Below are 24,335 nucleotides of genomic sequence, written 5' to 3'. Positions count from 1 at the left end.
GCATGACGATCGAGCTGGGACATTTCGCGCTTATCCTCGCCTTCGTCCTCGCCATAGCGCAAGCGGGCATCGGGTTCACCTTCTGGCGCGGGGGAGAATTGGCCCAGCGGTTCGTGTCGCAAGCCGCAATTTTGCAGTTCGCGCTGGTCGGGCTGGCTTTTGCGGCGCTGATCCAGGCCTTCGCTGCTTCCGATTTTTCGCTGCAGCTTGCCGTGGCTCATTCGCATTCGCTCCAGCCCATGCTGTACAAGATCACCAGCGTGTGGGGGAACCACGAGGGCTCGATGCTGCTCTTCGTGCTTATCCTCGTGCTGTTCGGGGCGGCGGTGGCCGCGTTCGGGCGCAATTTGCCCAATGACCTCAAGACCCTCGTGCTGTCCAACCAGGGGTTGATGGTCGCGGCGTTTTCCGGCTTCGTGCTGTTTACATCCAACCCGTTCCAGCGCGCCGATCCAGCTCCGTTCGACGGCACCGAACTCAACCCCGTGCTCCAGGATCTCGGGCTCGCGATCCATCCCCCGCTGCTCTATCTGGGCTATGTGGGCTTCTCGATCTGCTTTTCCTTCGCCATCGCCGCCCTGGTCTCGGGCCGGATCGATGCGGCCTGGGCGCGCTGGGTGCGGCCCTGGACGCTGGCGAGCTGGGCCTTCCTGACCCTTGGCATCGCCATGGGCTCGTATTGGGCCTATTACGAACTGGGTTGGGGCGGCTGGTGGTTCTGGGACCCGGTGGAAAATGCCAGCTTCATGCCCTGGCTGTCGGGCACGGCGTTGCTCCATTCCGCTATCGTCATGGAAAAGCGCAACGCGCTCAAGATCTGGACGATCTTTCTGGCCATCATCACCTTTTCGCTCAGCCTGCTCGGCACCTTCCTCGTGCGCTCGGGCATTCTGACCTCGGTCCACTCCTTTGCCTCCGATCCCACGCGCGGCATGGTCATTCTCACCATTCTCGGCCTGTTCATCGGCGGGGCGTTCGCGCTCTTTGCGCTGCGCGCTTCCGCGCTGCGCCAGGGTGGGCTCTTTGCCCCGATCAGCCGTGAAGGCGCGTTGATCCTCAACAATCTGTTTCTTTCGGCGGCAGCGGCAGGCGTGCTGATCGGCACGCTCTATCCGCTGGTGCTGGAATCGCTCACCGGCCAGCGCATCACTGTGGGTGCTCCCTTCTTCGACCTGACCTTTGGGGCGTTGATGGTGCCCTTGCTGCTGTTGATACCGGTAGGACCGTTCCTTGCGTGGAAGCGCGGCGATCTCGCCGCCGTCGGCCAACGGCTGATCTTCGCGATCATCACGACGCTGGTGCTGACGCTTCTGGTCTTCGGCTTCATGGGCTTCCCGGTTTCGCTTGCCCCCATCGGGCTCGGCATCGGCATATGGGTGATGGTCGGGGCCATCGCCGAACTTGCCGATCGCGCGGCGATAGGGCGGGTCAAGCTCGATCAGAGCTGGGCCCGGCTCAAAGGCCTGCCGCGCACCGCCTGGTCGACGGCGATCGCCCATTTCGGCGTTGGCGTCTCGGTCATCGGCATCGTTTGCGCCACTGCGTTCCAGACCGAAATCGTGACCTCCATGCGCCCGGGTCAAGCCATGGATATCGCCGGCTACACCATAACCTATGAAGGCGAAGCGCAGCTCAGCGGGCCCAATTTCACAGCCGAGCGGGGGAATTTCATCATTGCCTCGCCCTGGGGCGGAGAGCGTCCGGTGACCTCGGAACGTCGCCTCTACGCGGTGAGCGGCACACCCACCACCGAGGCGGGCATCCGCACCTATGGCTTCAGCCAGATGTATGTGCAGTTCGGTGAGCGCTTCGGCGAGGATGGCCGCGTGGTGCGGCTCTGGCACAAGCCCTATGTGCTGCTCATCTGGCTGGGCACGATCATCATGGCGGGCGCCGGGTTCCTGTCGCTGAGCGATCGCCGCATGCGTATCGGAGCGCCCGCAGGGGCGAAGAAGCGGACAATGGAGCCCGCCGAATGAAGCGTCTGCTTGCGGTATTGGTCATGTTCGGGGCTTTGCTCGTGCCGCTCGCGGCGGGAGCGGTCCAGCCAGATGAGGTTCTGGGCGATCCAGTGCTCGAGCAGAGGGCGCGTTCGATTTCCGCCAATCTGCGCTGCCTCGTCTGCCAGAACCAGTCCATCGATGATTCCGATGCCGAACTGGCTCGCGATTTGCGGGTTCTGGTCCGCGAGCGGCTGGTGGAAGGGGATACCGACACCGAGGTTTATGATTTCGTCGTGGCTCGCTACGGGGAATTCGTGCTGCTCAGCCCGGTCTTTGCCGGCCATACCATCATCTTGTGGATCGCAACGCCGATCCTGCTGGTCGGAGGCCTGATCGCGTTGGTCATCTGGGCCGTGCGGCGACGCAAACCCATACCGGCGCCGGCGGGATTGTCGGTCGAGGAGAGCAGAGCGCTCGAAAAGTTGCGCAAGAGCTGAGGGGCGTCGATAAGGAGCCTCTTTCACAGCCACACTTCCGCCCGCTCCATTACGAAGTTTTAATGTAGGCGCAACTGAGCGGAAAGACGCGACTTACTACATACACTGCAACACCGGAAACCAAGGTGTGTATGAGAGAGGACTTTTCCATGGCCAAATTGCTTTCTACACCGACCCGTAAGCTGGTCGCCGCCTCTGCGCTGGCGATGGTTGCCGCGGCCGGTACACTCAGCGCCGGCTTCGTCTATCCCCAGTCTGCCCAGGCCCAGCAGGTTGGCGCCGAGGTCGGCGGTCCGCCCATGAGCGGTTTTGCCGATCTGGTCGAATCCGTGTCGCCTGCCGTCGTTTCGGTGCAGGTGAGCGTCGAAGCGCCCATGCAGCAGATTCAGGGGCGCGGCGGCCCGAACTTCCAGTTCGAATTCCCCGATCTTCCCGAAGACCATCCGCTGCGCCGCTTCTTCGAACAGTTCGAAGAGCCATTCAACGCCCCCAACGAGCGCCCCAACAGGCCGCGTGAATTCATGCAGGCCATGGGTTCGGGCTTCATCATTTCCGCTGACGGCTACATCGTGACCAACAATCACGTGGTTCAGGATGCGACCGAAGTGTCGGTCCTGCTCGAGGACGACACCGAACTGGCCGCCGATGTGGTGGGCACCGATCCGCGCACCGATCTGGCGCTGCTCAAGATCCGCGAAGAACGCAGCGACCTGCCGTTCGTCGAGTTTGCGACCGATGAAGCCCGGGTGGGCGACTGGGTCGTCGCCGTGGGTAATCCCTTCGGTCTTGGTGGTACGGTGACGGCAGGTATCGTTTCGGCCCGTGGCCGCGATATCAACGCATCCTATTACGACGACTTCCTGCAGATCGACGCGGCGGTCAACCGCGGCAATTCGGGCGGGCCGTCCTTCAATACCGAAGGCAAGGTCGTCGGCGTCAACACCGCGATCTTCTCGCCTTCGGGCGGCAATGTGGGCATCGCCTTCGCCATTCCCGCGCAGCTTGCGCAGAGCGTTATTTCGCAGTTGCAGGAAAATGGCTTCGTGACCCGTGGCTTCCTGGGTGTTTCGCTGCAGGATCTCAATGACGATCTCGCCGAAGCACTTGGATTGGCCAACACCAATGGCGCGCTGGTCACCCAGCCCATCGAGGGCGCTCCGGCCGCCAATGCGGGTATCGAATCGGGCGACGTCATCGTGTCGGTCGACGGCGAAGGCGTCGAATCCGCACGCGAGCTTTCCCGCGTCATCTCCCAGCGCTCGCCCGGCTCCGATGTCGAGCTCGGCGTGATCCGGAGCGGCGAGGAACTCGATATCACCGTCAACCTCGAACGCCTCGAGGACGAAGAGGGCGCGCCTGAATCGCCTGAGCAGGAAGAGCCGACGGCACCTGAAGCCGCTGCGTCCTATATCGGCGTTGCCGTTGCTCCCAACCCCGATGGCGACGGCCTTATCGTCGAGGCGGTCGATCCCAACAGTCCCGCCGCCGAACGCGGTGTGATGCCGGGCGATGTGATCGAGCAGGCCAATGGCGGCGTGGTGTCGACGACTGAAGACCTTGTCGCCGCTCTCGATGCGGCGCGCGAGGCGGGCAAGTCGGCGGTTTCGCTGCGCATCGCCCGCGACGGTGTGGTCCGCTTCATCGGCATCCCGCTCGAAGCGGTAGAGCAAGAAGAATAGGACCGTTGGGGGCCGGCCACGCGGTCGGCCCCCACGGCTTTCGCCAATCGCGTTCCCGGCAGCGCGGATGCCGGGACGTTCGGGCACCGGGGCGCAAATCGATGAAAATCCTAGTCATTGAAGACGATCGCGAAGCGGCGTCCTACCTTATCCAGGCGCTCGACGAATGCGGCCACATCGCCCATCACGCCAGCGATGGCGAGACGGGCTTTGCCATGGCCTCGGCCATGGAATACGACGTTCTGATCATCGACCGCATGCTGCCGCGCCGCGACGGACTTTCGATCATCGAATCCCTTCGGGCGGAAGATGATCAGACGCCCGTGCTCATCCTGTCGGCGCTGGGCGAAGTCGATGACCGCGTGACCGGATTGCGCGCCGGCGGCGACGATTACCTCGTCAAGCCCTATGCCTTTTCCGAACTTCTTGCCCGCATCGAAGTGATGGCGCGAAGAAGCGCACCCAGCGAGGCCGCGACCTCCTATCAGGTGGGCGACCTCGTGCTCGACAGGCTGTCGCGCAAGGTCGAGCGGGGCGGCGAAACCATCGTGCTGCAACCGCGCGAGTTCCGTCTGCTCGAATATCTCATGAAAAACGCCGGTCGGGTCGTGACCCGCACCATGCTGCTCGAAAACGTCTGGGACTATCACTTCGACCCCCAGACCAATGTGATCGACGTGCACATGTCCCGCCTGCGCGGCAAGGTGGACAAGGGCCATCAGCACCAATTGCTGCAGACCGTGCGCGGCGCGGGATATGTGATCCGTGACTGACGCGCCGCCGCGCCCGTTTCGTTTACGCAATCTGTGGCGGACAACGACCGTCCGGCTCACGGCGATGTTCATCGCCATCTTCGTGGGCTTTGCAATCGTTCTGCTGGCGTTGATCGCCTATCAAAGCACGGTGCAGCTCCAGCGCGAGCAATTCCGTGCCGTCGAACGCGAGATCGCGCAGATTCGTCTCCTCTCCAGCCAGGCGGGCGTGCGCGCCGTTGCCTTTGCAGTGCAGCGGCTGGCCGATCGGCCGGGACCGGGCATCTACTATCTTGGCGACCCCACCGGGATCATGATCGCGGGCAACGTCACCGACTTTCCGCCGGCCGTGCTGGTCGAAAGGGGTCGGTTCGAGCTGACCTATGAGCGGGGACGGGAGATCTATGGCGGGCCGGAAAATATGGTCCAGACGCAAGGTACCGCAATTGTTGAATCGCTGGAACTGCCCAATGGCCTGCGGCTGGTGATCGGCCGGGACGTGGGGGAGCGGCGGGGGTTCAACGCCATCATCCTGCGCACGTTCTTTGCCGGGGTGATCGGGATCATCTTGCTTTCGGTGCTGGCTGGCGGGTTTACTGTGCGCTACGTGCTGCGGCGGATCGACGGCATTACGGGTACGTCGAACAAGATCATTTCCGGCAATCTCTCCGAGCGCGTGCCGGTGACCGGGCGCAATGACGAGTTCGACGCGGTGGCGACCAGCCTCAACGCCATGCTCCAAAGGATCGAGCGGCTGATGATCGGGCTCAAGGAAGTCACCGACAATGTCGCCCACGATCTCAAGACGCCGCTGACGCGCCTGCGCAACAAGGCCGAAGCGGCCCTGCGCGAAAATGCCGATCCGGCGGCCCAGCGCAATGCGCTCGAAACCACTATCGCCGAATCCGATCAGCTCATCCGCACCTTCAACGCGCTGCTGCTGATCGCGCGGGCCGAAGCGGGGACGCCCAGCGGCGCGTTTTCCAACATCGATATCAGCGAAGCGGCGGCTGACGTGGCCGAGCTTTATACGCCGGTCGCCGAAGATGCCGGGATCAGCCTCGAAACGCAAATCGAACCGGGGATAAGGCTCGAAGCCAACCGTGAGCTGATCGGGCAAGCCCTTGTGAACCTTGTCGAAAATGCCATAAAATACGGCAAGGACGCCAAGGAAGACGGCGGCATCTTGCTTGCCGCCAGGCGGGAGCCCGGGAGGATCGTCATTGAAGTCGCCGATAGAGGCCCGGGCATACCGGAGGGCGAGCGCAAGCGGGTTTTCGAGCGGTTTGCCCGGCTTGAGGAAAGCCGCACCGAGCCCGGCGCGGGGCTCGGGCTTGCCCTGGTTTCCGCCGTCGTCCGGCTGCATGGGGGCGACATCCGCTTCGAGGACAACGCGCCCGGCGCACGGGCCGTCATCACCTTTCCGGTCTAGGATTGCATCATGACGGCATTGGGCAAAAGCCTGCGTCCATTGCCAGCGCAAACGGATGTCGCCGTTCTTTCCGATATCCTGGACGGCGACGAGCGGGCCGCGATCGAAGTTGCCGCTCCGGCACTCGCGCCGATCTTTACGACGGCGCCTTATCTGCGCGATCTTGCGGTGAAACATTCGCAATGGTTCGCCGCAGCGCTGCAAAGCGAGCCCGGTGAGGCCTTTGCCGCGCTGATCGAGGACATGCGCGGTGCCGGGCTCTCCGATGAGGAGGAGTTGTCCAGACGCCTGCGGGTGGGCAAGGCGCGTGGCGCGCTGCTGTCGGCCGTCGCCGAAATCGGCGGCGTCTGGTCGGCGCGAGAGACCACGCGCTGCATGTCCGATCTCGCCGATGCGGCCTTGCAGGCGGCGATCGATTTTCTCATGGCCGAAGCCGCTGCCGAGGGCAAACTGGCATTGACCCCGGAAAAGGCCGATGCCGCCCATTCCGGCCTCGCCATCTTTGCCCTTGGCAAGCATGGGGGACAGGAACTCAACTATTCCTCGGACATCGATATCGTCGCCTTTTACGATCCGTATCGCGGCGTGCTCCCCGAGGATGCGGACCACAACAAATTCTATGTGCGTCTGGTTCGCCGGCTGGTGGCGATCATGCAGGATCGTACGGCGGATGGTTATGTATTCCGCACCGATGTGCGCCTTCGCCCCGACCCCGGTTCGACGCCCGTGGCGATCTCGGTCGATGCCGCGCTGGGGTACTATGAATCGCGGGGGCAGAACTGGGAACGGGCGGCCTGGATCAAGGCAAGGCCCTGTGCGGGCGACCTGTCGCTGGGGAAGCAGTTCCTCAAGGAGCTCTCGCCCTTCGTCTGGCGCAAGCATCTCGATTTCGCGATGATCGCCGATATTCAGGCCATGAAGCGCCAGATCAATATTCACCGTAAGGTGGGTGTCGAGCGTGTGCTTGGCCATAACGTCAAGCTCGGGCGCGGCGGCATTCGCGAAATCGAGTTCTTCGTCCAGACCCAGCAATTGATTGCCGGCGGACGCGACCCCGATCTGCGGGTGCGCCCGACTGCCGAGGCGCTGGCCGCCCTTGTCGCGGGCAAGTGGATCGGCGCGGAGACGGCGTATGATCTCGAAGAGACCTATTGGTTTCTCCGGGCCGTCGAAAATCGACTGCAGATGTTGCGGGACGAGCAGACCCATGTGATGCCCGAGACGGAAGAGGGCGTCGCCGATATCGCCTTGCTGATGGGTTATGAAGCGCCCGATCGGTTCGAGACCGATTATCGAGCGGCGCTGGCCCGCGTGTCCGAATATTACGCGGAGCTCTTTTCGGAAGGAGAGAGCCTTTCGGGAGAATTGGGAAATCTCGTTTTCACAGGCAGCGACGATGACCCCGATACGCTCGAGACGTTGGCCAATCTGGGGTTTTCCGATCCGGCTGCCGTCTCGGCGACGATCCGCAAATGGCACTATGGCGGCTATGCGGCGACGCGGGCAGCCAAGGCGCGCGAGCATCTGACCGAGCTTATCCCTGGGCTGCTCAAGACGTTTTCCGAAAGCGGCAATGCCGACGTGGCCTTTGCGCGGTTCAACGATTTTCTGACGCGCCTGCCGGCCGGCGTGCAGATGTTCGCGCTGTTGCGCAACCATGCCTATTTGCGCCAGCTCCTGCTCGATTTCATGTCGTCCGCGCCCCGGTTGGCCGAGGCAGTGATCCATCGCGCCCATGTCGTCGACGGTCTTATCGATCCGTCGTTTACCGGAGACATCGCGACCTCGGATTCCCATATCGCCAGCGTGGATATTTTCCTGGCCGAGGCGCGCAGTTTCGAGGATTTGATCGATCGGGCCCGCATCATCGGGCAGGAGCAGAAATTCCTGATCGCGGCGGGGCTGGTGGGGGGAACTTTGTCGGCCGAGCAGGCGGGGCGGCAATTTACGGCATTGGCCGAAACGCTGCTGGCCCGGCTGTTCGCCGCCGTGCGTGAGGACTTTGCCGGGCGCTACGGGGTGATCGCCGGTGCGCGAGTGGGGTTGCTCGCCTTCGGCAAGATGGCCAGCCGGGAAATGACGTTGACGTCGGACCTCGATTTCATTCTGCTGTACGACGTGCCGGAAGGGAGCGCCGGTTCGGACGGTGAGCGCGCGCTTGATGTTTCGACATATTTCACCCGCCTCACTCAGCGCCTGATCGCGGCCATTTCGGCGCCGACCGCCGAAGGGGTGCTCTATGAGGCGGACATGCGCCTCCGGCCTTCCGGCAATTCCGGGCCGCTGGCGACGAGCCTTCGTCGCTTCCGCTCCTACCAGCGCGACGAGGCCTGGACGTGGGAGCATCTGGCCTTGACCCGGGCACGGCTGTTCATCGGTGATGCCGATCTGCCACAAACCGTCGATGACGAAATCACGCAGATCATGGTGCTGCCGCGCGACCGCGAAAAGATCGTTGCCGATGTGATCGAGATGCGTGCGCTTATGGCCAAGGAGCGGCCGCCGCGCCATCCCTTCGACCTCAAGCTCCATGAGGGCGGGCTGGTCGATCTCGAATTCATCGCCCAGACCGCGCAACTTCTCGAAGGCAAAACGCTCGCCATTCCGCAAGCGCCGCCGGCGCGGGCGCTGCTGCGCCTGAGCGAAACCGCAATCCTGCCCGAGGGCGAGCGGCTGGCGGAAATCCACGCGACCTACAGCAACATACTGCAATTGATGAGCGCCTGCCTCGTCGATCCGCTCAAGGACGAAGGATGGACGCCCGCATTCCGGGAGCTGGTGGCGAGGCGAGCCAACTATCCCGAATTCTCGCGGCTGGAGGTCGATATCGACGTCATGCGGGGAGAAGTGAGCGCCGCGGCGGCGAAATTCTATGCGCGGATGAAGGGCTAGGCGGCACGTGCCGACATGATGGCCATCGGCGCATCGGGTATTTCGACGTCACGCGCCAGGGGCAGGGAGATGGCGACAGTGGTGCCGATGCCTTCGAGAGAATCGATGGCCAGCCGTCCGCCACTCTGCTCGGCGATGGCACGGGCAATGGCGATGCCCAGCCCAATGCCGTTATGGGTGCGGGTGAATGCGGCATCCGAAAGCGCGAAGGGTTGGGAGAGGCGCGACATCTGCTCTTCAGTCATCCCGGCGCCGGTATCGGTGACTTCGAGCACCACGCCATCGTCGGCTGGCCATGCAGCGACCCGGATCAGTCCGCCTTGCGGCGTGAAGCGCAGCGCGTTTTCAATGAGATTGGCCAACATGCGATCGAGATAATGCCGATCGGCGGAAAGCCATCCTCTCGCTTCGCCGGCGATCTGGAGGCGGACGCCCGCTTGTGACGCGCGGTTCGCAAAGCGGGCCGAACAACCAGAAAGCAGCTCGTTGAGCGAAACCGGATCGTTTTTCAGCGATTTACGCCCGCCTTCAAGTTCGGCGAATTCAAGGATTTCACCAAAGGATTCGAGCAGCTTTTCGCCGGCGCGCTTGATGTCGGAAACATAGGATTTGTATTTCGCATCGCCCAGCGGTCCGAAGGTTTCGAGCCGGATCATGTCCGCAAAGCCGATGATGTGGTTGAGCGGCGTCCGGATATCATGGGACAGATGCGCCAGAAAGCTGGTCTTGGCGCGGCTCGACGCTTCGGCCCTGATCTTTTCCTCGTGAAAGCGCCGGGCGAGCGTGCGCTGCTCCTCGCGGATGGCTCCCAGCATGCGGTCGGCGGCCTTGCGCTCGGTGATATCGGTGACGATGGTGACGAACCCACCCGAAGGGCAGGGGCGCTCATCGAGCATGAGCACGGAGCCGTCGCCGCGCTCGACCTCGACGACCCGCTGACGTGCCATATCGAGGACTGGCCGCGCCGAGATTTTGCCCGCGATCGTACGGGTAATCGCCGAATAGGGTATTCCCGGCGCGGTCTGGGACGGTTGAAGCTGCAGTAGCCGGGCAAAGGCGGGATTGATGCAAACCAGCCGTCCATCTTCGCTCCAATGCGCCAGCCCATAGGGCACGGCCTCGATGGCAGGCGCGGCGAAGCGGTGAAAACCTCGGTTCGATGAGCGAAACAGCAGGAAAAGGCCGGCAAGGAGCGCCGCAACGATCCAGCCGTGTCGCAGAGCCAGATCGCCCAGTATCGATGCCCTCGGGAGGAAAACGGCGATGTCTCCCCGCCTACCGGGCAGGGCTGCATTGGCCCCTATATAGTCCGCGAGTTCGGAAGTGCCGGTGCTGGACTGCGCTAAGGTGCTGAAAACGAGCGCGCCGTCCTCGTCCCTGACTTCCACATGGGCGTCACTGGCCAATGCAGGGGGAATGGCGATCGCTTCGTCGGAAAGGGTGTCGAATTGGCCGGGATCGATTTGGGTAGCCGCCAATGCCGCGACGAGTGCGGCCCGCTCGCGGAGATCGGCTTCGGTCCGCACGATGTCATAGGCCAGAAAGCACCCGGCGGAGGCGATGGTGACGATCAGAACCGCAAGCGTGGGAAACGAAACCTGGGGCAACGCCAACGTCCAGCCGGACGCGCCGTTCGGCGCTGCCTCGAATCCCTTTGCGCTGACGCCGGATGTGTCCGCCGATCCCATGCTCGAACCAACCAGTCTTACGTGGCTGCCCCCACCGATTGAGTGATGCTAAGACTTTGAATCAGCTCATTGACTCTTGTCCATAGGCATTTTTTGCCGCCTCGGTGCGAAGCCGGAATTATGGAGTCGGCAGAGTCACTTAGGGCCTGTGAAAAATATTTCCACTTTGTTAACCATGATGATCGGGCCTGTGGACAGCCCGGGTTTGGGGCGTCTGTCACGCCAATGCCATGCGACTCGCGCTCCAAGATGGTAGTCTGTTCGGCCCGCGACGCCGTCGATCTGTGTCGGATCGGCGCGGGCAAAACCGTCCTTGCACTCAAAGCGTGACTTGACGATCGCCGTCGGTGAATTTATCAAGTCTTAGCTTGTTAAATTATTCGATCGATTTCCGTCGGCGCATGTGGGAAGGCGCGGGCGGCGATGCCGTTTCTCTTCCCTCGGGTAATTCCGATGTTCCGCTGGTTCGAAAACCTTCTCAATCCCTATCCGCCGCAGGCGCCCGCGCAACCGCCCAGGTCGCTGCTCGCCTTCTGCCTGCACTACACCGAAGGCGTTAAGCTGCCGCTCGCCATTATGGCGATCCTCACCACGCTCGGCGCGTTGGGCGAAATCGCCCTGTTCGGCTTTCTGGGCAGCGTCATCGACTGGCTCTCCGACGCCGACAAGGAAACATTTCTGGCCGATGAGGGCATGACGCTGTTGTGGATGAGCGTTTTCGTACTCGTCGTTCTGCCTGCGCTCGGGCTTATCTCGAACCTCATCATTCACCAGACGTTGCTGGGAAATTTCCCCCAACGCATTCGTTGGATGGCGCACCGGTATCTCATTCGCCAGTCGATGAGCTATTTCCAGGACGAGTTCGCGGGTCGTATCGCCACTAAGGTGATGCAGACGGCACTCGCGGTCCGCGAAACGGTGATGAAACTGCTCGACGTGCTCAATTACGTCGTCGTTTACTTCGTTGGCGCGGTCGTCCTCGCCGCGATGAACAACATCTGGCTGGCCATCCCCTTTGTCGTCTGGGTCGTCGCCTATGCGGGACTGCTCTACTATTACGTTCCAAAACTGGGCCGTATCTCGGAAAGGCAGGCGGACGCGCGGTCGATGATGACCGGGCGAATCGTGGACAGCTATACCAATATCGCGACGGTGAAACTCTTCTCCCATTCGAGCCGCGAGGAGAGCTATTCCCGCGAGGCAATGGATGAGTTCCTGCAGACCGTCCACGGTCAGATGCGATACATCACCATCCTCAATCAGGCGATCACGATACTCAATGGGCTGCTTCTGTTTGCCGTGGGCTTCGTGGGCATCTGGTTGTGGCTCGGCGATACTGTAACCGCCGGTGCGGTGGCCGCTGCCGCTGCCATCGTCATGCGCTTCCAGGGCATGAGCCAGTGGATCATGTGGGAAATGTCCGCGCTGTTCGAAAATATCGGCACGGTGCGGGACGGCATCAATTCGCTCTCGCTGCCCGCCATCGTTGCCGACGAACCCAACGCTCCGCGTCTGGAGCGGGTGAAGGGCGATATCGCGTTTCAGGATGTCGCCTTCAACTACGGCAAGAAGGGTGACGCGTCCTCCACCAAGGTCATCGAAGGGCTGAACCTGCACGTCCGCCCCGGAGAAAAGATCGGACTGGTGGGGCGTTCGGGCGCGGGGAAATCCACAATCGTCAACCTGCTTCTGCGCTTCTATGACCGTCAAAGTGGGCACGTGCTGATCGATGGAACGGACATCGCCTCCGTTGCCCAGGATTCGCTTCGCGCCAATATCGGGGTGGTGACGCAGGACACCTCACTCCTGCATCGTTCGGTCCGCGAAAACATCAAATACGGCCGGCCCGATGCGACGGACGAGGAAATGTTCGCCGCCGCGCGGCAGGCCGAAGCCCATGACTTCATCCTGGGCCTCGCCGATGCCAAGGGGCGCACCGGATATGATGCCCATGTGGGCGAACGGGGCGTCAAGCTTTCCGGCGGGCAGCGGCAACGCATTGCGATTGCGCGCGTTCTGCTCAAGGATGCACCGATCCTGGTGTTGGACGAGGCGACGTCGGCGCTCGATTCGGAAGTGGAAGCCGCTATCCAGAGCCAGCTCGATATGCTGATGGAGGGCAAGACCGTTATCGCTATCGCCCACCGGCTCTCGACCATCGCGGCGATGGATCGGCTGATCGTCCTTGAAGAGGGCAGGGTGGTCGAGCAGGGCACGCATGCCGAACTGGTGGAAACCGGCGGTACGTATGCAAGGCTTTGGGCACGGCAGTCCGGCGGCTTTATCGATGCGGATGTCGAGGAGGTCGCGGCACAATGAACGAGACGGGCGGGTCGGGTTAAAGATATATCTTGATATATCCTGAAAGGGTTCTTATTTTGACCGATATGAAGCAGGACTCTCTCAGCCTTCCCGCCCGTATTTCCAAGGTTTTCGAGACCTGGATCGATCCGTTCGACCACAAGGGCGACGTGCAGCCGCCTGACACGATCTGGGCATTCCTGTGGTATTATATCAGCCAGGCGAAGGCGCCCTATCTGGCGGTGCTGGTCTTTACCGGGCTGACCTCGCTGTTCGAAGCCCTGTTCTTTTTCTATATGGGCCGGCTCATCGATCTCATGGAATCGAGCGATGCCGCGAGCGGCTGGAGCGGGTTCATCGCCGACCATGGGACCGAACTGGCCATCATGGTCGGCGTCGTGGTGATCGGTCGCTTCATTGCGCCCGCCTTGCAGGCGCTTGTCGAAGAACAAACCATCGGGCGCGGCTTTACCACGATGGTGCGCTGGCAGACCTATGCCTATGTTTCCCGCCAGTCGGTTCGCTTCTTCAACGACGATTTCGCCGGTCGGCTGGTCACCAAAGTGTCCCAGGCAGCCCAATCGCTTAATGATTTCGTCGCAAGCGTCATCCAGATCGGATGGGCGCTGACCATCTTCGCCGGCACCACGATCTTCCTTTTCGCCCAGCTCGACTGGCGCATGGCGGCGCTCGTCGTAATCTGGATCGGCATTGTGCTGGCCATGGCGCGTTATTTCGTGCCCCGCATGCGTAATCGGGCGGCAGAGAATGCCGAAAACGCGTCCATCCTCAACGGGCGCATCACCGACAGTTTTGCCAATATCCAGACGCTGCGCCTGTTCGGCAACGCCGAGGACAACGACACCTACGTCAAGAAGGGCTTCGAGCGGTTCCTGAATTCGGCGACCCGGCTGGCCCGCCTCGTCACGGGGCTTCGCGCCGCCATGGGCCTGTTGAGCGCGGTGATGATCGCCGCCTTCGGCGCGCTTTCGATCCAGCTTTGGTCGACCAACGCCATCACCGTGGGCGCGATCGCCTTTACGCTGAGCCTCGTCCTGCGCCTCAACATGATGCAGATGCGGCTTATGGGGCAGCTCAACGGCATGATGCGCCATTTCGGTGTCGCCCAGAACGCGATGGAGACCATCGCCCAACCGCTCGATCTCGTTGACGCGCCAGATGCCGAGCCACTCGAGGTGAACCGGGCGGCGGTCAATTTCGAGAACGTGAAATTCCATTACGGCCGCGAAGGCGGGATCATCGAGGGCATTAACCTCTCCATCGCGCCGGGCGAGAAGATCGGGCTTGTCGGTCATTCGGGCGCCGGAAAATCGACGCTGGTCAACCTGCTGTTGCGCTTCTACGACGTGGAGAGCGGCCGTATTCTGATCGACGGGCAGGATATTGCCGGTGTGACCCAGGAATCCCTGCGCGCCAATATCGGCGTGGTTACCCAGGATACGGCGCTTCTGCATCGTTCGGTGCGGGCCAACATCATGTTCGGTAAACCTAGCGCGCCCGAGGCGGAAATGATCGCCGCAGCAAAAGGCGCCGAGGCCCATGATTTCATAATGGACCTCAGGGATAATCGTGGTCGCAGCGGCTACGACGCCCAGGTGGGCGAGCGCGGCGTCAAGCTCTCGGGCGGTCAGCGCCAGCGCATTGCCATCGCGAGGGTCCTGCTCAAGGATGCCCCGATCCTGGTCCTCGACGAGGCGACCTCGGCGCTCGACAGCGAAGTGGAAGCCGCGATCCAGAGCCAGCTCGATAGACTCATGGAAGGCAAGACCGTCATCGCCATCGCCCACCGGCTCTCGACGATCGCGGCCATGGATCGGCTGGTGATCCTCGACCACGGCCGGATTGTGGAGGAAGGGACCCACGAGGAATTGCTGGAGCGGGGCGGCCATTACGCACGCCTCTGGGAACGCCAGTCGGGCGGCTTTCTCGATCTCGACGACGCAGCCGAATAAGCCGTTCAGAGCCAGCGTCGGGTGTGCGTCAGATAATGCGCATAGGTCGGCCCGAATTTGCGGCTGAGATAGGTTTCCTCGCGCGTGACGACCACCCGATCCAGGACGAGCCACAAAAATGGCAGGCCGAGCAATCCCCATTCGAGCGCGAAGGCAATGGAAAGGCCGGTATATGTCAGCAGAAAGCCAACATACATCGGGTTGCGGGTGATGCTGAACGGACCATGGGAGACTATCGTCGTGGTCGGCTTGAATGGCTCGGCATGTGTCCCGGCGGCCTGCATCACACGATAGGCCCAGACATCGAGCCCAAGTCCGCCGGCGACCAGTACCGCGCCGACGAGGGTCGGGAATGAAATGAGGGTCGGCGCGGGCAGAACCGATACGGGAAACAGCCAATCGAGCACTATCGCGCACGCCAGAAAAGCCACCGGATAGGTAGGCGGAAGGTGCGGCAAGCCGGGATTGTCGCGTTCGGGCTTGGGCATGGCTTCCTCCTGCGCACATGCTTGGGGCGATTTCCCATTTAACGCCACATTGGGCTGGAGTAGAAGGCCCTTGGATGGCGCGTAACCGCGCCCTACGATCAGCCCCCAGCGCAATGAGGAGCACGCTATGGCCGACGTCCATTCCAAAGTTGCAATCGATTACACCGCTATCGATCTCGGCGGGCGCTTCACTCTTGTTGCTCCCGAGCGCGGCTGGAGCGGGGAAATCGACCTGCCGGGCGACGTGCATACGGCGCTGCTCGAGGCCGGTGAAATTCCCGATCCCTATTTCGGCCAGAATGAGGAGGTTGTCGCCTGGGTGTATGAAACCCCTTGGACCGTCGAGCGCACATTCGACGTGCCCGCTGAAATGGCGGACGGCTTTTTGACGCTGACGCTCTCGGAGGTCGATTGCATCGCCACTGTCCTGCTCAACGGCGAAGCGATCGCCGCGACGCAGAACCAGTTCATCCGCTACGATATCGACGTCACCGGCAAGGTGCGCGCGGGCGAGAACACGCTGACGATTGCATTCGCCGCAGTGCCCGATGTAGCCCAGGCCCGTGCCGACGCCCATCCTTTTGCGATCCCTTACGCGGCGATGAACCAGAAGGTCGCCCACCTCAATTTCGTACGCAAGACCGCATGCCATGCCGGCTGGGATTGGGGCATCTGCCTCATGCCCACCGGCGTTTACGGCACCATGAAATTGCGCCGCACGCGGCTCGCACGCACCGAAAGCGTTCAGGTGGACCAGCACCACGAGAACGGGGCCGTGAGGCTGGAAATCAGGACGCGCGTTCACGCTTTCGCAGATGGTGAAATCACGCTCACTCACAGCTTCGACGGGCAAAATATCGGTGGGCCGGTTGTGCTTCGCAAAGGCGAGAATGCCTTTACGCATACGCTGATCGTTCACGATCCGCGTCTTTGGTGGCCGAGCGGGCAGGGCGATCAGCCCCTTTATGACCTCGTCAGCAATGTCGACGGCGAGGTGACGACCCGCAAGATCGGGCTGCGCGAGCTTCAATGGGTGGTCGAACCCGACGCCATCGACCACACTTTCAAATGCCGCATCAACGGCCGCGACATCACGATGATGGGCGCAAACTGGATTCCCGCCGATGCCATCCCGTCGCGCATCACGCCGGAAACGGTTAGGGACCTGCTCGAAAGCGCCAAGGCCGCGAATTACAATATGTTGCGTGTTTGGGGTGGAGGGCAGTATGAGCCCGATTGGTTCTACGATCTTTGCGACGAACTGGGCCTGCTGGTCTGGCAGGATTTCATGTTCTCCTGCATGCCCTATCCGTCCGATCGTCCTTTTCTCGCCGACGTGGCGACCGAGATCACCCAGCAGGTGCGCCGGCTCTCCCACCATGCCTCGATCGCCATCTGGTGCGGCGACAACGAGGTTATCGGGTCGCTGAACTGGTATCCCGAAACGCGAGCCAACCGCGACCGCCATCTGGCCAATTACGACCGCATGAGCAAGCTGCTTGCCGACATCGTGGCCGATGAGGACCCGCAGCGCCGGTTCTGGCCATCCTCTCCCTCGCTCGGCTACATGGATTTCGCCGATGGATGGCATGTCGATACGCGTGGCGACATGCATTTCTGGGACGTCTGGCACTCGGCCAAACCGTTCGAGCATTATCGCACCGTTCAGCCCCGCTTCGCGTCCGAGTTCGGTTTCCAGTCCTTCACCTCGATGAAAATCATCGAGAGCTTCACCGAACCGGGTGATCGCAATCCGTCCTCTCCCGTGATGGAAACCCATCAGCGCAACGATGGCGGCAATGCTCGCATTCTCGAAACCATGTGCCGCTATTTCCGTTTTCCCAAAGGGTTTGAGGAGATGGTGTTCCTCTCCCAGATCCAGCAGGGGCTGGCGATCAAGACCGCAATTGAATTCTGGCGGTCCACCAAGCCGCGCTGCATGGGCACGCTCTATTGGCAGATCAACGACATCTGGCCGGTCGCAAGCTGGTCGAGCCTCGATTATGGCGGGCAGTGGAAGCTGCTTCATTATCTCGCCAAACGCTTCTTCGCTCCCATCAATGTCGTTGCCGTGCCCGAGGGCGAGGAGATCGTGCTCAAGGGAATGAACGACGGTCCGGCGGCCCGCGACATCGCGCTGGAAATCTTTCTTGTCGGCATGGACGGCCAAGCCAAATCCTTGCACCGACTCGACATTTCCCTCGGACTTGAATCGGCGTCCGAACTGGTTCGCGTACCGCTCGAAGCCGTGGGAGAGGATGGCTTTCTGCTGTTCGAATGGCGCGGCCGGGATGGTGTCCTTATCGGAACCAACGACTTTTTCCCGCGCGCTTACAAATACTACGATCTTCCCCAAGCGGGGATAAATGCCCGTTGGACCAGCGAGGGCAACCGCCATCATCTGACCCTGCAATCGGACGCCTGTGCCTTCTTTGTCACTGCCCAGACCGATTGCGCTGGATATTTTTCGGACAACTGCGTGACGCTCTTGCCGGGTCGTGGCGTTACGCTTAGCTTCACCCCTCGAAAAGGCGCGGCGCCGACATTGGACGATCTCAAAAACACCTTGAGGATCAGCCATTTGGCGCAGACCTATTGAGTTACATCTGGAGTAGCCCGAATGAAGCGGTCGCGCGTCAACGAAATCATTTCCCAAGCCGACGAGTTTATCCGCTCCTTCGGTTATATCCTGCCCCCCTTCGCCTATTGGACGCCGTCCGAAATGAAGGATCGGCAGGACCAGATCGGCAATATCGTTACCGCGGGGCTCGGCTGGGACGTCACCGATTACGGCCAGGGCGATTTCGACGCCTTGGGTCTGTTCCTGTTCACGGTCCGCAATGGCGACGCCGCCGATCTCGATAAGGGGCGCGGCATGCTCTATGCCGAAAAGATCATGATCTCGCGCCAGGATCAGATTTCCCCCATGCATCGGCATACCATCAAGGCCGAGGACATTATCAACCGGGGCGGGGCGACGCTCGCGCTCCAGCTTTATAATGACGATGGAACCGGAACGGGGATCGATACGACCGGAGAGGTAACGGTTTTCACCGACGGCGTCGCCCGCGTCCTGCCGGCCGGCGGTATCCTCGAACTCTCGCCCGGCGAGAGCGTAACCCTGCTGCCGGGCAATTGGCACAAATTCTGGGGCGAGGGCGGGGACGTGCTCATAGGCGAGGTTTCCACCGTCAATGACGACCGTACCGACAACACCTTCCTCGACCCGATCGGCCGGTTCTCGGCCATCGAAGAGGATATGGACCCAATCCACCTGCTGGTTTCCGATTACGAGACATGGTTCGGCAGGGCAGGCGGCACGAGCTATTGATTTTTCTCTGAATTTTTCGTGATTGCCATTGTCGGAACAAACTTCCGCCCTCCCTTATTGCGTGTTCGTAATAAACTTTGAGGAGGCCGATTATGTTTAGAAAATCTCTTATTGCATTGGCATGCGCGACGGCACTGGTAACCCCCGCCGTGGCCCAGACTTACGAAACCGAAAACGGAGCGGTCACGCTCGAGCCTTTCGTTGAAGGGCTGGAATTTCCGTGGGCATTGGTCTTCCTGCCCGATGACAGCATGCTGGTGACCGAGCGGCCCGGCAATCTGCGCCATGTGACCGCCGATGGCGAAATTTCCGATCCGATCGCGGGCGTGCCCGAGGTCGTTTACGAAGGACAGGGCGGGTTGCTCGATGTCGCTCTCGATCCCGAGTTCGAGACCAATCGCTATGTCTACCTCAGCTTCGCCGAGGCCGGCGAGGAAGCGGGGACCAATTCGACCGCCGTCGCGCGCGGCGTCTTGAGCGAGGACATGTCCGAGCTGACCGACGTCGAAGTGATCTTCTCTCAGCAGCCCAAAATCCCCTCGACGCTGCATTTTGGCTCGCGGCTGACCTTCGACAATGATGGATATCTGTTCATCACCACCGGCGAACGCTCGGACGCCGAATTCCGTGTCCAGGCCCAGGACCTCGGCTCGCATCTGGGCAAGGTGATCCGCATTCTGCCCGACGGCACGGTTCCCGATGACAATCCGTTCGTCGATACCGAGGGGGCGCTGCCCGAAATCTGGAGCTATGGACACCGCAACATGCAGGGTGCCGATCTGCATCCCGATACCGGCCAGCTCTGGGTGGCCGAGCACGGGCCGCGCGGTGGTGACGAGCTCAACAAGGTCGTGGAGAGTGGCAATTTCGGTTGGCCGTTGCTGACCGAGGGGACCGAATATTCCGGTGATCCCATCAATCCGCCCGAAGAGCTTCCCGAGGAACTCGTTCCGGCCGAACGGACCTGGGTGCCTTCGCCTGCTCCCTCCGGTCTGCTGTTCTACACGGGAGACATGTTCCCCGACTGGCAGGGAGACGGCTTTATCGGCGCGTTGGCGGGGACCGACCTGATTCGCGTCGATCTCGAAGGCGAAGAGGTGGTCGGTGATGAATTCCTGTTCGGCGACGACTTCCCCCACCGGATACGCGATGTGGTCCAGGGTCCCGATGATGCGATCTATCTCGTGACCGACGCCGAAGCCGGCGAAATTCTCCGGTTGAGCGCCGAATAAGCTTGCGCTAGAAAATCCGGGCATCGGGGGAACCGATGCCCGGGTTGCCATGTCCAGGACCCGGAGCGGGATCGAACTCGCACAGGGTGAGAGGCATCCTTGCTGGTCCCGCGCATGCAGGGACCTTTCATGTTCACCAGAAAATCTGTTGCGGCGGCGCTGATCGGCGTTGGCCTCGTCATGCCCGTTTCGGCGCAGGAGGTTACGCTCAGGCTGCATCACTTCCTGCCCATGACCGACAGCGTGCCGCGCGAAGGATTGATCCCGTGGGCCGAAGCCGTCGAGGAACAGTCGGGCGGCCGGATCGCCGTCGAATTCTATCCCTCGATGATCCTGGGCGGTGCGCCGGCCAATCTTTTCGACCAGGCGCGGGACGGCGTCGTGGACCTCACATGGACGGTGCTGGGATATACGCCGGGCCGGTTTCCAAAATCGGAGGTTTTCGAGATGCCGTTTCTGGTGACCAATGGCGAAGACACCTCGCGGGCGTTCCAGCGCTTCGTCGAGGAAAACGCCATGGACGAATTCGATGGCGTCAGGCTGATCGCGGTCCACACGCACGGGCCGGGGCTGTTCCATTCGCGGGACCCGATCGAAAGGCTTGAGGATCTGAATGGAATGAAGATCCGGGGCGGGTCGCGCGTCATCAGCGCCATGCTGGCCGATTTTGGCGCCGAGCCCATCGGCATGCCGGTTCCCGATGTGCCCGAAGCGCTTTCGCGGGGGACCATCGACGCGACGACGATACCCTGGCAGGTGACGCTGGCGCTGCGGACCAGCGAGATCGTAAGGCATCATACCGAATTTTCGGGCGATCACGGGCTTTATACGCAGACCTTTGCCTTCGTCATGAACCAGGAGGCGTATGATCGACTGCCGGACGATCTCAAGGCGGTGGTCGATGCCAATTCGGGGATCGAATGGGCGGGTCGGTTCGGGGCGGCCAATGACGCTGACGATGTGGTGGCGCGAAACGAAGCCGTCGCCGCTGGAAATTCCATCGTGACGCTGGACGCCGATGAGACGGAGCGCTGGCGCACGGCCGCGCAGGCGACCATCGACAACTGGTTCGCCGAAACCGAGGCAGTCGGGATCGATGGGCGCGCGATCCATGAGCGGGCGATGGAACTGGTGGCCGAGGAAATGCGACAATAGGGTGGGGAGCAAATGGATTGGTGGCGCGTTGTGCTTGCATTGGCCGGCGCGCTGCCGGCAAAAAGCATTTGAACTGTTCTGTCTGAAGGTTTCCGCCCCGTGCCCAAACTCTCCGATAAACCTCTCCTCGAGGTGCGGACTGCAAAGATTCGCGATATCCCGGCCATCATCAAGCTCACCGAGCGGGTCTATCCGGAGGAGGGACCTTACCTCCCCGGAACGATCCGGGGACAAATCAACGCCTTTCCCGAGGGACAATTCGTGGCTGTGTTCGATGGCCAGATCGTCGGCTATGCGGCAACGCTGCAATTGAGCGAAAAGCAGATTTTCCGCCAGCACACCTGGGAGAACATTACGGGTGCGGGCTATGCGAGCCTGCACAACGCCAAGGGCGAATGGCTCTATGGCGTCGAGGTTTGCGTCGATCCGGGACGGCAGCGCAACCGGATCGGGCGCCGGCTCTATGAAGCGCGCCAGCGCCTGTGCGAGGAACTCTGGCTCAAGGGCATCGCGTTTGGCGGGCGGCTGCCGGGGTATCGGCGCAACAAGAAGGAATACCCGCGCATCAGCCAGTATTTCCAGGCGGTCAAGGACCGGGAAGTGCGCGATCCGGTGGCCAGCTTCCAGATGAAGCTGGGGTTCGAGCCCGAAATGCTGCTGCGCCACTATCATCCCGACGACAAGGCCTCGGGCGGGCACGCCGCGCTCATGGTGTGGCGCAATCCGCGCTATGACGAGGAGGACGAAAGCCGGCCCGCCCATCGGCGCAGCCGTGAGACGGTGCGGGTGACGACGGTGCAGCTCGAAGCGCGCCGGTTCGAAAACGCCGATGCGTTTTTCGAGCACATGCAATATTTCGCCGAGGTGGCGGCCGATTATGGATCGGACTTCCTGGTCTTTCCCGAGCTCTTCACGCTCATGCTGCTGTCGAGCGAACCGGAACTGCCGCCCCATGACGCGATCCTGCGGCTGACCGAATATACCCCGCAATTCATCGAGCGCATGCAGCAGATGGCGCTCAAATGGAACATCAACATCATCGGCGGGTCCCACCCCACGGTCACCGAGGATGAGGACATCCAGAACGTCTGTTACGTCTTTTTGCGCGACGGCACGATCCACGCGCAGGAAAAGATGCACCCGACGCCCGACGAGCGAGACTATTGGGGCATCGTCGGTGGCGACACCGTCGATGTGATCGACACCGATTGCGGACCGATCGGCGTGATGATCTGCTACGACAGCGAATTCCCCGAAGTGGCCCGGCGGCTGGCCGATCAGGGCGCGCGGATCATGTTCGTGCCCTATTGCACCGACACTCGGCAGGGGCATCTGCGGGTGAAATATTGCTGCCAGGCGCGAACCATCGAGAACCAGTGTTATGTGGTGACCTCGGGGATCACCGGCAATCTCGCCAATGTCGACAATCTCGACATCAACTATGCCCATTCGGCCATCTACACGCCCTCGGACATGCCTTTCGCCCGTGACGGCATCGCGGCGGAGGCGAGTGAGAATGTGGAGATGGTGGTGGTCGCCGATCTCAACGTCTCGACGTTGCAATGGGCACGGGCACAGGGCGCGGTGCGCAACCTCCGCGATCGCCGCTTCGACCTTTATCGCATCCGCTGGAAGGATGGCGGGTAAGGCGTGCCGATGCCCCGCACGCGGTGCCCGCTGCGGTTGTGAACGATTTTAAGACGGCATGGGGCGATGAGCGCCTCGTGCTTTGGTAGTTAGTATGAAGCGGTCATCGCCCCATGCATCCGGGGTTTTGGGCCTGGTCGTTCTCTCATGCTGGGGCCAATCCCCGCTGGCTTTCGCCAGTACACCCTCGACCGTGCCGTGGGTCGGCGCTGGGAACGTTTCTGCCTCCGCTGACGCGACCGCCAACGGACCCGAACCGATCCCGCCCAAACGTTCGTTGCGCTTGCGTCCATAAGCGCGGGGTCGTGAGGGGGAGTATGGCGCGGGTTTAGGGAGCGGGGATAAGTTTTTGAAGAGGGCGTTTGGCGCAGGCTCAGCGCACCCCTCATCCGACCCGGCTTCGCCGGCCCACCTTCTCCCTCAAGGGGAGAAGGGGAACTGGGGCCGGTGCTGCGGGGTGGATGGTCTTGACGGTGAAGCGAGTGGCGGGGCTGAAGCTGGATTCCGGGAATGAATCCCGGAATGACAGGCTGGAGAGGGGGCAGAGCAGTGCGTCAAGCACCCGGCGTTGCCCACCCCTAGTCTTGCCTCAAACACTCGCTTGTCACCCCGGGTTTATCCCGGGGCGAGGTATGCGCGCCGGGGTCGGTTCTTTCCCCAAAAAAGGAAAAGTGCGGCGAGCGCGGCGCGGCTGGGGGGGCACTTGGTACGTGTTGGAGAAGAAGCTGAGGGCGGCGAGCGTACCTTGCCCCGGGATAAACCCGGGGTGACAGCGGTGGGGGTGTGGGAAGGGTCGGGGCATGCTTCTGGCGGTTGTGTGGGGCTCTGAGGCTGCCCCACACGCCAACCTCACTCCACGTTGAACATCCACTTCACGCCCCAGCAGTCGCGGAGCATGCCGAAGCGTTTGGCCCAGAAGGTTTGTTCGAGATCCATTTCGACGGTTCCCCCCTCCTTGAGCGCGGCGAACATACGGTCGGCGTCTTCGACGGCGTCGGGGTGGACCGAGATGTAGGTGCCCGAAAAGGAATTGGCGCTGGCCATCGGGGCGTCGGAACCCATGAGGATGGCGTCGCCGATTTTCAGGGTGCCATGCATGATCTGGTTCTGCATCTCGGCGGGGACGTGTTCGGCCGAGGGCGTATCCTTGTGGGCGGTGAGTTCGAGATCGCCGCCGAAGACGGATTGATAGAAGGTGAAAGCGGCGCGGCAGTCGCCGGCGAAGTTGAGATAGGGGTTGATCTTCATGTTGGGCCTCCTCCCGAGTAGATGTAAAAAGCGATGTAAAATCAATCGCTAAGGGTGAAATCCGGATTCAGGAAACG

Annotated in this window: 16 protein-coding genes; 13 read left to right on the top strand and 3 right to left on the bottom strand. The window is 61.8% G+C overall.

From position 1 onward, the window contains the following. Window positions 1–2: 2 nt before the first annotated feature. From V4T21_RS11900 to V4T21_RS11875, 6 genes are all read left to right on the top strand, one after another. On the top strand, window positions 3–1,979 hold the full coding sequence (locus tag V4T21_RS11900) for a heme lyase CcmF/NrfE family subunit (RefSeq protein WP_332716915.1): 1,977 nt from the start codon (window positions 3–5) through the stop codon (window positions 1,977–1,979). Then, entirely contained in the window at window positions 1,976–2,440 is a 465-nt protein-coding gene (locus V4T21_RS11895; protein WP_332716912.1) for a cytochrome c-type biogenesis protein, read from the top strand. Before V4T21_RS11900 ends, V4T21_RS11895 begins: the two co-directional genes overlap by 4 nt. A gap of 149 nt (window positions 2,441–2,589) precedes the next feature. Continuing rightward, window positions 2,590–4,119, top strand: coding sequence for a Do family serine endopeptidase (locus tag V4T21_RS11890; protein WP_332716909.1), 1,530 nt, complete (start codon window positions 2,590–2,592; stop codon window positions 4,117–4,119). Window positions 4,120–4,220: 101 nt separating this feature from the next. Continuing rightward, the gene (locus V4T21_RS11885) at window positions 4,221–4,892 is read left to right on the top strand and encodes a winged helix-turn-helix domain-containing protein (RefSeq protein WP_332716907.1); all 672 of its coding nucleotides are present in this window, start codon (window positions 4,221–4,223) and stop codon (window positions 4,890–4,892) included. Continuing rightward, complete coding sequence (locus V4T21_RS11880; RefSeq protein WP_332716905.1) at window positions 4,885–6,303, top strand: sensor histidine kinase; 1,419 nt, start codon at window positions 4,885–4,887, stop codon at window positions 6,301–6,303. The genes V4T21_RS11885 and V4T21_RS11880 overlap by 8 nt, the downstream gene beginning before the upstream one ends. Window positions 6,304–6,312: 9 nt before the next feature. Beyond that, a complete protein-coding gene (locus V4T21_RS11875; RefSeq protein ID WP_332716903.1) occupies window positions 6,313–9,195 on the top strand; it encodes a bifunctional [glutamine synthetase] adenylyltransferase/[glutamine synthetase]-adenylyl-L-tyrosine phosphorylase in 2,883 nt (960 codons plus the stop codon). On the opposite strand, the gene V4T21_RS11870 is transcribed toward V4T21_RS11875, so the two are convergent. Beyond that, a complete protein-coding gene (locus tag V4T21_RS11870) occupies window positions 9,192–10,802 on the bottom strand; it encodes a sensor histidine kinase (RefSeq protein ID WP_332716901.1) in 1,611 nt (536 codons plus the stop codon). The genes V4T21_RS11875 and V4T21_RS11870 overlap by 4 nt on opposite strands. 534 nt (window positions 10,803–11,336) lie before the next feature. Between V4T21_RS11870 and V4T21_RS11865 the strand changes: the two genes are divergently transcribed. Beyond that, a complete protein-coding gene (locus V4T21_RS11865) occupies window positions 11,337–13,202 on the top strand; it encodes an ABC transporter ATP-binding protein (RefSeq protein ID WP_332716899.1) in 1,866 nt (621 codons plus the stop codon). Window positions 13,203–13,270: 68 nt separating this feature from the next. Further along, on the top strand, window positions 13,271–15,157 hold the full coding sequence (locus tag V4T21_RS11860; RefSeq protein WP_332717478.1) for an ABC transporter ATP-binding protein: 1,887 nt from the start codon (window positions 13,271–13,273) through the stop codon (window positions 15,155–15,157). A gap of 5 nt (window positions 15,158–15,162) precedes the next feature. On the opposite strand, the gene V4T21_RS11855 is transcribed toward V4T21_RS11860, so the two are convergent. Then, window positions 15,163–15,645, bottom strand: a complete 483-nt coding sequence (locus tag V4T21_RS11855; RefSeq protein ID WP_332716896.1) for a methyltransferase family protein — start codon at window positions 15,643–15,645, stop codon at window positions 15,163–15,165. 127 nt (window positions 15,646–15,772) lie between these two features. On the opposite strand from V4T21_RS11855, the gene V4T21_RS11850 reads away from it, so the two are divergent. The 5 genes from V4T21_RS11850 to V4T21_RS11830 all read left to right on the top strand — a co-directional run bounded on the left by V4T21_RS11850 (window position 15,773) and on the right by V4T21_RS11830 (window position 23,010). Then, the gene (locus tag V4T21_RS11850) at window positions 15,773–18,244 is read left to right on the top strand and encodes a beta-mannosidase (RefSeq protein ID WP_332716894.1); all 2,472 of its coding nucleotides are present in this window, start codon (window positions 15,773–15,775) and stop codon (window positions 18,242–18,244) included. 21 nt (window positions 18,245–18,265) lie between these two features. Beyond that, on the top strand, window positions 18,266–18,976 hold the full coding sequence (locus tag V4T21_RS11845) for a D-lyxose/D-mannose family sugar isomerase (RefSeq protein ID WP_332716892.1): 711 nt from the start codon (window positions 18,266–18,268) through the stop codon (window positions 18,974–18,976). Window positions 18,977–19,068: 92 nt separating this feature from the next. Beyond that, window positions 19,069–20,208, top strand: coding sequence for a PQQ-dependent sugar dehydrogenase (locus tag V4T21_RS11840; protein WP_332716890.1), 1,140 nt, complete (start codon window positions 19,069–19,071; stop codon window positions 20,206–20,208). Between the two features lie 129 nt (window positions 20,209–20,337). After that, window positions 20,338–21,363: a TRAP transporter substrate-binding protein gene (locus tag V4T21_RS11835; RefSeq protein ID WP_332716887.1), complete on the top strand. Its 1,026-nt coding sequence runs from the start codon at window positions 20,338–20,340 to the stop codon at window positions 21,361–21,363. A gap of 99 nt (window positions 21,364–21,462) precedes the next feature. Then, window positions 21,463–23,010 carry a GNAT family N-acetyltransferase gene (locus V4T21_RS11830; RefSeq protein ID WP_332716884.1) on the top strand — a complete coding sequence of 516 codons (1,548 nt, stop codon included), beginning with the start codon at window positions 21,463–21,465 and terminating at the stop codon, window positions 23,008–23,010. Between the two features lie 849 nt (window positions 23,011–23,859). Here V4T21_RS11830 and V4T21_RS11825 read toward each other — a convergent pair. Next, on the bottom strand, window positions 23,860–24,258 hold the full coding sequence (locus V4T21_RS11825) for a VOC family protein (RefSeq protein ID WP_332716881.1): 399 nt from the start codon (window positions 24,256–24,258) through the stop codon (window positions 23,860–23,862). Window positions 24,259–24,335 lie beyond the last annotated feature (77 nt).

It is taken from the genome of Pelagibacterium mangrovi (assembly GCF_036662815.1).
GTDB lineage: Bacteria > Pseudomonadota > Alphaproteobacteria > Rhizobiales > Devosiaceae > Pelagibacterium > Pelagibacterium mangrovi.
Note: the sequence above shows the minus strand (reverse complement) of the source record. Positions and strands in the feature narration are given on the sequence as shown.